The 11,114-nt window shown below is 45.8% G+C and carries 13 protein-coding genes; 5 read left to right on the top strand and 8 right to left on the bottom strand.

Annotated elements, in window-relative coordinates; genetic code table 11:
- Positions 1-375 precede the first annotated feature (375 nt).
- The 3 genes from QUA13_RS17350 to radA are packed head-to-tail and all read right to left on the bottom strand — an operon-like array spanning position 376 to position 2,570.
- Positions 376-762 carry a type II toxin-antitoxin system VapC family toxin gene (locus QUA13_RS17350; protein WP_333200412.1) on the bottom strand — a complete coding sequence of 129 codons (387 nt, stop codon included), beginning with the start codon at positions 760-762 and terminating at the stop codon, positions 376-378.
- Positions 759-989: a type II toxin-antitoxin system prevent-host-death family antitoxin gene (locus tag QUA13_RS17345; protein WP_333200410.1), complete on the bottom strand. Its 231-nt coding sequence runs from the start codon at positions 987-989 to the stop codon at positions 759-761. The genes QUA13_RS17350 and QUA13_RS17345 overlap by 4 nt, the downstream gene beginning before the upstream one ends.
- 45 nt (positions 990-1,034) lie before the next feature.
- Positions 1,035-2,570, bottom strand: coding sequence for a DNA repair protein RadA (gene radA / locus QUA13_RS17340; protein WP_333190268.1), 1,536 nt, complete (start codon positions 2,568-2,570; stop codon positions 1,035-1,037).
- A 164-nt stretch (positions 2,571-2,734) separates the two neighbouring features.
- Here radA and rpaB point away from each other — a divergent pair, with 164 nt between their 5' ends.
- The 3 genes from rpaB to QUA13_RS17325 all read left to right on the top strand — a co-directional run bounded on the left by rpaB (position 2,735) and on the right by QUA13_RS17325 (position 4,979).
- On the top strand, positions 2,735-3,466 hold the full coding sequence (rpaB, locus tag QUA13_RS17335) for a response regulator transcription factor RpaB (protein ID WP_071587789.1): 732 nt from the start codon (positions 2,735-2,737) through the stop codon (positions 3,464-3,466).
- Positions 3,467-3,563: 97 nt separating this feature from the next.
- Positions 3,564-4,226 (top strand): cofactor assembly of complex C subunit B, encoded by a 663-nt coding sequence (locus tag QUA13_RS17330; protein WP_333200408.1) that lies wholly within the window; start codon positions 3,564-3,566, stop codon positions 4,224-4,226.
- Between the two features lie 123 nt (positions 4,227-4,349).
- Positions 4,350-4,979 (top strand): hypothetical protein, encoded by a 630-nt coding sequence (locus QUA13_RS17325; RefSeq protein ID WP_333200406.1) that lies wholly within the window; start codon positions 4,350-4,352, stop codon positions 4,977-4,979.
- A gap of 256 nt (positions 4,980-5,235) precedes the next feature.
- Here QUA13_RS17325 and hpsJ-A read toward each other — a convergent pair whose 3' ends face one another.
- The 4 genes from hpsJ-A to rfbB form a co-directional block, all read right to left on the bottom strand.
- Complete coding sequence (gene hpsJ-A / locus QUA13_RS17320) at positions 5,236-5,913, bottom strand: HpsJ-like protein, cyanoexosortase A-associated (protein WP_333200404.1); 678 nt, start codon at positions 5,911-5,913, stop codon at positions 5,236-5,238.
- A gap of 172 nt (positions 5,914-6,085) precedes the next feature.
- Complete coding sequence (locus tag QUA13_RS17315) at positions 6,086-6,754, bottom strand: cyanoexosortase A system-associated protein (RefSeq protein ID WP_333200402.1); 669 nt, start codon at positions 6,752-6,754, stop codon at positions 6,086-6,088.
- Positions 6,754-7,605 carry a cyanoexosortase A gene (gene crtA, locus QUA13_RS17310; protein WP_333200400.1) on the bottom strand — a complete coding sequence of 284 codons (852 nt, stop codon included), beginning with the start codon at positions 7,603-7,605 and terminating at the stop codon, positions 6,754-6,756. Before crtA ends, QUA13_RS17315 begins: the two co-directional genes overlap by 1 nt.
- A 390-nt stretch (positions 7,606-7,995) precedes the next feature.
- The gene (gene rfbB / locus QUA13_RS17305; RefSeq protein WP_333200398.1) at positions 7,996-9,102 is read right to left on the bottom strand and encodes a dTDP-glucose 4,6-dehydratase; all 1,107 of its coding nucleotides are present in this window, start codon (positions 9,100-9,102) and stop codon (positions 7,996-7,998) included.
- Positions 9,103-9,460: 358 nt separating this feature from the next.
- Here rfbB and QUA13_RS17300 point away from each other — a divergent pair, with 358 nt between their 5' ends.
- Positions 9,461-10,006, top strand: coding sequence for a hypothetical protein (locus QUA13_RS17300; RefSeq protein ID WP_333200396.1), 546 nt, complete (start codon positions 9,461-9,463; stop codon positions 10,004-10,006).
- A gap of 241 nt (positions 10,007-10,247) precedes the next feature.
- Here QUA13_RS17300 and QUA13_RS17295 read toward each other — a convergent pair whose 3' ends face one another.
- A complete protein-coding gene (locus QUA13_RS17295; RefSeq protein WP_333200394.1) occupies positions 10,248-10,385 on the bottom strand; it encodes a hypothetical protein in 138 nt (45 codons plus the stop codon).
- An 81-nt stretch (positions 10,386-10,466) separates the two neighbouring features.
- On the opposite strand from QUA13_RS17295, the gene QUA13_RS17290 reads away from it, so the two are divergent.
- Positions 10,467-11,072, top strand: coding sequence for a DUF1517 domain-containing protein (locus tag QUA13_RS17290; protein WP_333200393.1), 606 nt, complete (start codon positions 10,467-10,469; stop codon positions 11,070-11,072).
- The last annotated feature ends 42 nt before the right edge of the window (positions 11,073-11,114 follow it).

Raw genomic sequence — 11,114 nt, 5'->3', positions numbered from 1 at the left:
CCTGAAGTTTGTTCGCCATATTGGATTTCCTCTACTTTTACCCTAGATTTTAGTGTACCTTCATAGTGAATTGGTATGATGACTTGTCTTTTAGAAGCATCGACAGGAAACTTTGACATTAAATAGCCACCTCTGCTTCTACTAAAAAAGTCTCGATCGCAGGTGATTCGTTTTCCCTTGTTTCTTTGCCAAATACTTCCATGTAGCAGCGAATAGCTGACTTGACATCAGCTATTCGCTGCTACAGAGGTGTCACCTTCACCAACTACGGCACCTTTGATACCAAGGGGATAGGCTACATAACCCTCGGAATGTTTTTCAATGATGATTTTAAATTGTTTGATCTTCGCCTCTTTATTTTTAAACTAACTTAATTCACCACACCCGCGCGATCGCATAAGCATCAAAAATAGCATCAACGCTCAAAATCGGTATCTGTTCTGCCATAGATTGTGCAATTATCAGCCTGTCAAATGGGTCACGGTGATGCAAAGCCAGTGAAGCCACAACCTCAATTTGGTCGAAAGTTATTTCCAGTATCTCAATTCTATTAACTGCGATCTGCTGCTTGATAAACTCCATGAAAGGCCTACTAAAAGTTAGCCTGGCTATACTATGTTTGATCGCCATTTCCCAGACGCTAGCTGTACTGAGGAGAATATCGTTCTCTCCGTTGTCAATTAGCGATCGCCCTGTTGCGGTGAGTCTCGAACTGTCTGTCGTATACCAAATAAAGGCATGAGTGTCCAACAACAACCTCATTCCATGTACTCCTTAAACTCTTCTAGCGGTTCGTCAAAATCATCGGACATCCAAACCATTCCTTTGGCACTTCCTGCTTGCCGATTGGGTTTAACTTGTTTGGGTATTCCTACCAATTTTACAACAGGCTGGTTATCTTGAGTAATCGCAATTTCTTCCGCTCTCATCGCCGCTTCGATTAATTCCAGAAGCTTTTCTTTGGCCTCAATAATGTCTACTTGATACATAATTCTTGCCTCTTTACTATCAATTTATAACATCACAATTCTAACTCAATTAAACAAATCCTCTTCCTCCAAATCAACCGACTGCAACTGAGCGGGAGTAGCCGGAATCGCTGCAATTATTGCATCGATTACCTTCGCCACCGGAATAATCTCCATCCCCAACTCCGGCACCGGTTGATTCTTAGGAATAATCGCCCTTTTGAAACCCAATTTCGCCGCTTCCCTCAGCCGCAACTCTAATTGCGAAACGGGCCGCACCTGTCCCCCCAAACCCACTTCTCCGAGCAAAACAGTGCGCGCATCGATTACCCGATCGCGAAAACTGGCCACAACGGCGATCGCAACTGCCAAATCCGCCGCCGGTTCGTCCACCTTCAACCCGCCCACCGTCGCCAAAATCACATCTAATTTAGATAAAGGAATCCCCACCCTTTTCTCCAAAACAGCTAAAATTTGCTGCAATCTAGCGTTGTCCACACCAGTAGTAGTGCGGCGCGGCGAACCAAAACTCGCAGGGCTGACTAACGCCTGAATTTCTACTAAAATCGGTCGAGTTCCTTCGCAAGTAACAGTCGTCGAAGTACCGGGCGAAAATTCATCTTTATTGCCTAAAAACAACTCCGACGGATTATCTACTTCTCGCAAACCGTTCGCTACCATTTCAAAAACGCCGATTTCGTGAGTAGCGCCGAAACGGTTTTTCATCGATCGCAAAAGTCGGTGAGAAGCAAAGCGATCGCCCTCAAAATAAAGTACAGTATCTACTAAATGTTCTAAAACCCTCGGCCCGGCCAAAGCTCCATCTTTCGTAACGTGACCGACAATAAATAAAGTAATATTTTCCCTTTTCGCAACCTGCATCAAAGCCGAAGTACATTCCCGCACCTGAGCCACCGAACCCGGAGCCGATGTTAAACTAGCAAAATAAATAGTTTGGATGCTGTCAATCACCGCCACATTCGGTTTCAGCGCTTCCAACTCCCGCAAGACAACTTCTAAATCCGTCTCTGGAAGCAAATAGAAATTCTCCGCTGAATTGTCCTCGGAATCCTTTTTAGCTTCCCCGTTGCTGCCGGATTTATGCCCGCCGTTGCTTGACAATTCAACCGGATTAGCCACGCCCAAACGCTGCGATCGCAACTTCACCTGCTGGCCGGACTCCTCCGCACTGACATACAGTATGCGATCCTTGCGGGACAACATATTCGCCACCTGCAACAGCAGGGTCGATTTCCCGATTCCCGGTTCCCCCCCAATCAACACCAGCGATCCGGGAACAATCCCGCCTCCCAAAACTCGATCGAGCTCCCCGTAACCAGAAGGCCAGCGAGACTGAGTTTGGTCGGCAATCTGCGATAATCTGAAAGATACCCTTGGTTGACCCTTCGACTTATCAGGAGGCGAACCGCCCGCTGTCTTAGTTGTCACCCCTGTTAAACCAGCCCGCGACACACCAGCAGTAGGTTGTTCTACCTGCTCGTCAAAAGAATCCCACTTCTGACAGCTAGGACACCTGCCAAAATATTGTGGTGAATCATACCCGCATTCCCGACAAATATATTGTATTCGAGGCTTAGGCATTGTTTACTATGATAAATAGTCACCCTAACATTTAGAAAAGTCTGAGTTAAAGCAATTATCAAGCTTTCAGACCGCTCCCCACACATGATTCAATTTGTGTCTTCTATGATAGGGTACAAAAAATTAACATTATCTGAAATGTAACTTAAGGAGTGCTCGGTAACTTGGAAAATCATAAAGAAAAAATTCTGGTAGTCGATGACGAAGCCAGTATCCGCCGCATTCTGGAGACTCGCCTTTCCATGATTGGCTACGATGTCGTCACCGCTGCTGACGGCGAAGAAGCTCTCGAAACATTTCGCAACACCGAACCCGACTTAGTGGTTTTGGACGTGATGATGCCGAAGCTCGACGGTTACGGCGTGTGTCAGGAGTTGCGCAAAGAGTCAGACGTGCCTATCATCATGCTAACTGCTTTGGGAGACGTAGCCGATCGCATCACCGGTTTAGAATTGGGCGCCGACGATTACGTCGTCAAACCTTTCTCTCCCAAAGAACTTGAAGCCCGCATCCGTTCGGTACTCCGGAGGGTTGACAAAAACGGCGCATCGGGCATTCCTAGTTCCGGAGTCATCCACGTCACCAATATTAGGATTGACACCAACAAGCGCCAAGTTTACAAGGGCGACGAACGAATTCGCCTCACGGGCATGGAATTCAGCCTGTTAGAACTGCTTGTGAGCCGTTCTGGAGAGCCTTTTTCGCGATCGGAAATTTTGCAGGAAGTGTGGGGATACACGCCAGAACGCCACGTAGACACCCGTGTAGTGGACGTTCACATCTCGCGGCTTAGGGCAAAGTTGGAAGACGACCCCAGCAATCCCGAATTAATTCTCACCGCCCGCGGCACCGGCTATCTGTTCCAGCGAATTGTCGAAATTGGAGAAGTAGGATAAAGTCAGTTGGCAGTTGGCAGTTGGCAGTTGGCATTAGTTAAATTACCAACTACCAATTACCAATGACTAATGACTAATGACTAATGACTAATGACTAATGACTAAATCTGATCCCAATAAAGTTTTGCGGCAATTGCCCTTAGTTGCAGGAGGGTTAGCAGGTACGCTGCTAATGGTCAACCGCTTGCTGACAGAGCAAATTACAGATTCTCAAGCTCGATCGGACGCTTTAGGAGTAATTATCAGCGCTCTGCTGATTTTAACAGGTTTGCTGTGGCAGCAGGTGCAAGCGCGATCGCCGGATTCCGTAAAACTTATCGGCGAAGAAGGTTTTGAATTTGCGCCGGATTTGCCGGATGCTGTCAAAATAGAATTAGCCTGGGCGTCGCGTTTGCTGTTGACAAATACCGCCACAAGGTCGATCGTGATTTTGTATCAAGGAAAAGTCCTATTGCGACGCGGCATTTTAGGCGTCAATTCAGAAGTCAAACCAGGGCCAATTTTGCAGCGAGTCTTTGACAAAAACAAGCCAATTTATTTAGTAAATCTCAATATTTATCCCGGCAAAATTGAATTTGACTATTTGCCAGAAAACACTCAAGGAGTCATCTGTCAGCCCATCCACAATCAAGGCGTTTTAATTTTAGGTGCTAACGCGCCCCGCAGCTATACAAAACAAGATGAAAACTGGGTTGAAGGCATTGCCGAAAAACTAGAAAATACCCTCAGCCAGCATTTACAGCTTATTCCAGGTTTGTAGGGACACGGCTCTTGGAGTGTCCCTCCTGTGGACGGGGATAGATCGATCGCGCGGTGTCCTTCATAAACGTGGAATAAGCTGTAAATTCTTAATCCATTCTACAATCCACTGTAAAACTCAAAAGTGACACAAAAAACTGGCTGGCAAAATTGGACAATGTTGCTCGGTATCGGTGCTCTGGTGCTGGCAGTGTCGATTAGCATATCTGGGTTTTTAGGACAGGAACCAGCTAACTTGCAAGGCGATTTGAAAAGTGATGTGCCAATCGACAAGATCGCTGTTTTTTACTGGGCAGTGCTTTTTTACAACCATGCAGGCATACCGCTGACTGGCATAATTTTGCTGCTGGTGTTGATTCTCATGGTTGTTCCGCTTTGTGAACCAACGCAGAAGACAAAATCCTCTACTACCTGGGCTACAATTGGGTTGTCTGTGCTAGCTTTGGCGATCGCGGTGTCGAGTGTTTTTTCACAGTTATTTGTCAACTATGAGCACCTTACCAGTGCAGAATTTGACGATTACAGATACAACTTAGGCTTGAGAATAGCAATGGACAACGATAATTTTTATGTAATTGGCAAATGCGATCGCTTCGGTATCCGCTGTGATTGCTACGCGGTTAGTCCTTTAGACTATTTAGAGGATGCAGACTATTATAACAAAACATCGAGAACTCCCAGCCTTGAACGGGATGCTAAAACAAAAATTATTTATATTAAGACTAAAAGTCGGACTATTCCAATTTCAAAGTAGCGCGTTAAACTATACTAACTTGTTTTTAGTTATGTCCATATAGCTCGCTTGTAGCTGAGTCTCGCTCCCCCTAAATCTCCTTAATAAGGGGAGTAGGGGGTGACGCAAATGCTCTTGTCCCCCCCTTCGGAAGGGGGGGTAGGGGGGATCTAGGCACTAATCCTCACACAAAAGTCTGATACTACCTTGGACCTGGTTGTTGACACAAATGCATTACCCACCTTACATTTAACTGAAAACTAACAACTCAAAACTACTACCGAGCCCAGTCAGTACCGCGCCACAGTGTAAAAAACAAAACACTAGAAATCAGCGCGCCCAGCAGCCACTTAACAGCATTTTTAAATAACCCCAAGCGCTGGCCTGACTGAACCGCAGCGCTTTGCGTCTGTAACCGTTCCTTAGCCGGAGTAATTCTCGAAAGAATTTGCTCCTTCAATTGCTGTGGGTTTTGCGCATCCGCTTGTACCCCCAAACGGGTAAGTTCCCCCGCCAAATTCCTTAAATCTTCAGGAGTACCCTTATTCAGCCGTTCTTCCACCTGCTGCAACTGAGCTAATTGTTGGTTTGCTTGAGTAGTAATTTGCTGGTTGTTTTGGTTGTTGACGTAGATAGTACCAAAAATTCCCAAAGGCAGCATCAACAGAAAAACCAGACCTAGCAGCAGACAAACCCAAGACAAAACCTTCAAAAAAAGGTCTTCCAAACCTCTGCGGTCGTACCCTTCTCCAAAAAATATCAGCGCCATTGCCAGTAAAGGAACTGGCACCCGTTCCACTACAGCCCCAATCGTCTGCAATTCCCAGACGCGATTGCCAAAATTTGCTGGTATAAGAACTGCAATCGTATCTAATACAGACAGAATTAATAGACCGTACCCAATCCAACGCAGCCTGTAGATAGAAAAACCTTGCTCGTTTTGTACGTCATTCATAAAATAATCAGAGTTGTTGTTAAGAAAAATCTCTCTTGACGCCGCCCAAAAACGGATACCGTGCCACGTACTATTCTCGTGGAGAGTCAAAAATTTTAGACTCTTGTTAAAGCTTCCAAATTCACCTGTGGAGTAAATCTAAAATCTAAAAGCTAAAATCGACTGACTCGACTCAAGGCTCGGGAAATCGCGGCTGCCACCACCCATACCAAGAAACCCAAGCATTCTCTAGAATTTTTTTTGCATCTTCTGGATTTGTTTTATCCAAAGACACAGACATCTGAGTCCACAAACAGCGCCGGTCTTGAATATTTCCCCGACCCAACAACCAAAACAGAATGCGGTTCGGGTTCCAATCGCGAGTATTTCGATTATATCTAAACTGTTGGGAAGTGACTGTAGCACCGCCGCTAGGATTGATACACGAACTCAAATACAGTCGATTTTGCTGTTGCAAAATTCCGTGAAACCCCGCGCCTTGAGTGTTTACTAATGCTAGTTTACCAGGAGACGACTTGAGAACAGTATGTCCTTTCATCATACCTTCCACATCCCCAATGGTGTTTACCGCATAGCGCATCTCTATTTCTAGAGCCATGCTATTTTTTTGATATTCATATTTCCTGGCAGCTTTGAATTCTGAATTGTCGCTAAGTTTCAGCGGCGCGCTCTTTTGCATTTTCCAATCGCCTAGAGGCACCGACTCTGGAAACTCAAACGGGGTTGCCAGAGTGTTGCCGGCAGATGGATAGAAAACCAATTTCCCGGCAACCAACAAAACCCCTCCCAAAGTAATAGCCAACAGGGAAAGCCTAACTGGTTTCCAAGAGGTAATAGCCATTAGCAATTCTGTTCTTCCTTATTTTGGGGTTGGTCTTTCAAAATAGCAAACCAGCAGAATAACCCGAAAATAGATACAGCAATCATCGAAAAGATTACCGAACCATTTCCTTCGTGCCAGTATTTAAATGCTTGGGGTTGAGATAGCGATACCAGCACTGCCATGAGAGCAACTCGCGCTGCATTCACTACAAATGCAATAATTATTGCCACGAGTGGCAGTACAATTTTCTGACCAAGTGTTGTAGGAAACATCAGCAAGAAAACCAGAGCCATTCCTAACAATTGTAGCATCGCATTCACCCCCGAACAGCCGTGATACACTTCTACACTGCCCTTTTCCAAGATTAGGAAAACCCCTTTCCGCACAACTTCAAAGCCTAGATAGTGCAGGATGAAAGCTGAAAATTTAGCTGTTAATTTGGCGACATCAACGAAGACTCCGATCAACCCGGGAGGAATCGCTGTATAGCCAAGAATTAGAAGTTCCTGCCAATATTGTTTCAGTCCTTTTGTGCCGGAAGCCAGCAATGCTAGACTGATTCCCGACAAAAAAGGTGTTGCTCTGATAAAAAAGTCGTATCCCGATATCGACGAACTTTTGAGCAATATTAAAGCAATTAACGATGACCCAAAGAAGCTGGCGAAAATTCCACTTTCAAAAGTTAAGGATTCGTGCCTTTCCCAAATGAGAAATGCTACGACTCCCCAAAACAGTAACATTGTACCGAACAGGTCAGTGTCGTTGGTTCTGGAGGTCAGAGTTAGGTGTAAGACTATCAAACCGGAGGCGATGCCTAACAGCCAGTATTTAGGTTCTTGGATGTGCTTGAGCGAGTTTATTTCGGTCATTGCTGCTTTTTGTTTTTACTAAAAGCTTCTAAAATGCTTTCTCAATCTGGTAACTCTATACAAATTATCCGCCACAAACACTTGAATTTATGCCTTTGGGATGATTATTAAGTAAATCTTCACAAAAATTGACAAAAGTGAATTTTTGTGATATTTAATTCCACCTAATTAAATCTGAAGTTAGGCGCTCATACCAAAGCAAGCGGGTTTTTTTACTCTGACCGATCGCACTCCACGAAATATTTTCCTCCGTCAAACCCAGTTTCTGCGCCAGGAGTTTAAATGTAAAGCTTGAAGGCAAGACAAAAACCTTTCTGGACGCACTCTTGAGCTTGAAAACCGGATTTTTACCCGTTCCGGTTTCTCGCGGCCAGTGCGTCCAGGAGTAGATTAATTAGAGTAGACTTTCCGGTAGTAAGTTTGATATTCCTCGGAAAGCAGGGGTTCCCACCACTCGCGATGGGCTAAGTACCATTCCACAGTTTGTCGTAAACCTTCTTCAACTGTTACTGAGGGAGTCCAACCTAACTCTGTTTTAATTTTGCTGGCATCAATAGCATAACGCCGATCGTGCCCGGCTCTGTCTTTGACAAATGCGATCAATTGTTCGCAAGGACGGGCGGGTAAATCCTCAGCTAATTCGTCCATTAGCTGGCACAGCATTTTTACTAAATCGAGATTTTTTACCTCGTTGTTGCCGCCAACATTGTAGGTTTCCCCAGGCTGGCCACGGTGGATAACGACATCTAAAGCGCGGCAGTGGTCGAGAACATAGAGCCAATCTCGCACGTTTTGACCGTCGCCGTAAACTGGCAGCGGTTTGCCCAATAGCATATTGATGCACATTAATGGAATGAGCTTTTCTGGGAAGTGATAGGGGCCGTAATTGTTGGAACAGTTGGTGATAATTGTCGGGACGCCGTAGGTGTGGAAATAGGCGCGGGCGAGGTGGTCGCTGCCAGCTTTGGAGGCTGAGTAGGGACTGTTGGGCGAGTAGGCAGTTGTTTCTGTGAAGGCTGGGTCATCGGGGCCGAGACTGCCGTAAACTTCGTCGGTAGAAACGTGGAGAAAGCGCATTTCTGCTTTGAGAGAGGGCTCATCAATTGCTTCAAAATGCTTGCGGAAGGCTTCTAAAAGCGTGAAGGTTCCGACAACGTTTGTTTGAACAAAGGCGGCGGGCCCGATAATTGACCTGTCAACGTGGGATTCTGCGGCAAAGTGGGCAACTGTGGTGATGTTTTCTTCTTTGAGCAAGGTATCGACTAGGGTACGATCGCAAATATCCCCCTGCACAAACCGAAAATTTTCTCCTCCTTCCAAAGTTGCCAGGGTTTGTCTGTTTCCGGCGTAGGTTAAAGCGTCGAGCACGACTACTCGATCGCCCGGATAGCTGCTGCACCAGTGATGCACAAAATTCGAGCCGATAAATCCAGCCCCGCCCGTCACCAACAATCGGCGAGGGGCTCGCTCAATGCCTTGATTCCCGCTGTCTGTCATAAAAATAAGAGTTTTTCCAATAACTAAGCCTTTTCAAAAGTAGCCTTAAAAGTAGTTTGTCACCAAGTGTTTGCCAGTCTGTAACTAAATTTTCTACTGTCTCACCTCAGATTTTCTAATTTTGGCGCGATCGCGCATATTGGTTCACAATACTTTAACTTCTTCGGTTATGTTACTCAAAACGCTTACAGAGCAACCATTGCAGATTTTTAAGCTGGCAATTTTAAATTTGAATTGCGTCAGGCTATAGTTGACATTTGCGATCGATCCGCGATTTGGAAGGCGCGCAGAGTTGATACATTTGTAAAGAGCTGTTACCATTAATTTTTTAATTATCCTTTACAATCTCCAGAACACCATGAAGAAGTTTCAAGTGTTAGCTGGCATTGCTTCCGTCGTCGCGATCGCAAGCAGCATCGCCATCGGTGACGCCGCATCTGCTTACCCCTGTTCCTACAGCAAATCTGGGGCGACTAAATCAGGTTCTGCGACAACGCTCCTAGGTTCCGGCGGCTCGGAGCGAATGAATCCGTGGAAATCCTACAAAACAGGAGCTCTCGGTTTCCTAGGTTTGGCTGGAGTTTTGGGTGGCGGTGCGGCCTACATGAGCTACCGTGCCGGCAAGCGCGCCTCTGCTGCTTGCGCTGCGATGACCGATAATTTTGAAGTTTTTGAAGAGCCGATCAATCCGATCGCAGATGCAGGTGTTTCTGAATACCTGGAAGTTCCGGCGTTGCTCGATTTGGCGGCGGCGGGTGCTGTAGCTGAGTCAGCAGATGCGGTTGCAGCCGTTCGCGAACACCCAGAAGCTCCAGGCGGCGAGCTGGATTTGCCAGTTTCGCCAGTTGCCGAGTTGAGTTCTGAAATTGCGATCGAACAAGTCCAAAACGCGATCGTCAAATAGTTATTTCAAACCAAAGTATTCGCTCAAAAAACCTCCACTCTTGCAAGAGTGGAGGTTTTTTGAGGTGAAATTATCTACCCCTACAATTTCCTGTCAGTGCGATCGCGAAGCACTGCAAACAATTGACAAATGAATCGATCGCAAACAATATCATATTCCGGCGAAGCAAAGGAAGGCCGAATTAATATCAATTTTAAAAACTCTTGCTACAATTATCAAATTTTTACCAATCAATTATTATTCAAAATCGCAGATACCCGTCAGGAAACGGCACTGCCGTTTCCCTACTGTATTTGACCCGATTGAAAGCTCCTATAAAATTAGATGACTCAAAGCGAGACAGTACGCTGCCGAGGCGATCGCCAAAAATACTCTTCATATCAATCTGAGGGTAGACGGCAAAAGTTCAAATCCCCTGCTAGGTTGGGAAATATAGCCCTACAGATTACAACTATAGGTTATGAATGCTTGGCGCGATCGATTCAATCAATTTACAGGTAAAACTCGACTGGCAGTTTGCCGGGTGTTCGTTCACCTAACAGGCGAAGAAGTTGCACCGCTGTTAGGAGTTCTCAACCGCACCGCCAGACAAGCAATTGATGCCGATGGCGACCTAGCAGTTTTAGGAGAAGGTCTTGTAGAAATTTGCAATCACCTGTTGCAGTACGACAACTACTGGCAAGCAGCAGCCAATGAAGGCGATGTTTTTTGGAATGAAGGCGAAGCCGGCGATTATGTGGATGAACTTTTCACTGATTCAGCCGAGCGCTATCTCAGCGAGCCTCAATACAGCACATCTGTTTACGATAAAAATGCCCCCTTGTCTTTGCCGGTAACTAGAAATGTCGTAGTGATGCTGACAGTTGCTTATGAAGGCGAAATTCCTGCCCTAGAAACTGACCTAGCTGACATCAGCGCGCTGAAAGTCGGTTTAAAAGCACTGATTAATTTAAATTACCAGCACAGGCTCCGAGCTGTGCAAGTTCACTTTTCTCCCGCACAGTTGGGTGACGAACTTACCAACGACCAAGTGTTGGTCAATTTCCCCGAACTCATTCCCCTTTAAAAACTAGAAAAATCCCAACGATCGAAGCGGCGAAGAGAATTC

Origin of the sequence: Microcoleus sp. S28C3 (genome assembly GCF_036700785.1) — a bacterium.
In the GTDB taxonomy this organism is placed as follows: Bacteria; Cyanobacteriota; Cyanobacteriia; order Cyanobacteriales; family Microcoleaceae; genus Microcoleus; species Microcoleus asticus.
The sequence above is the reverse complement of the archived record's forward strand: the minus strand, read 5'-3'. Positions and strand labels throughout refer to the sequence as shown.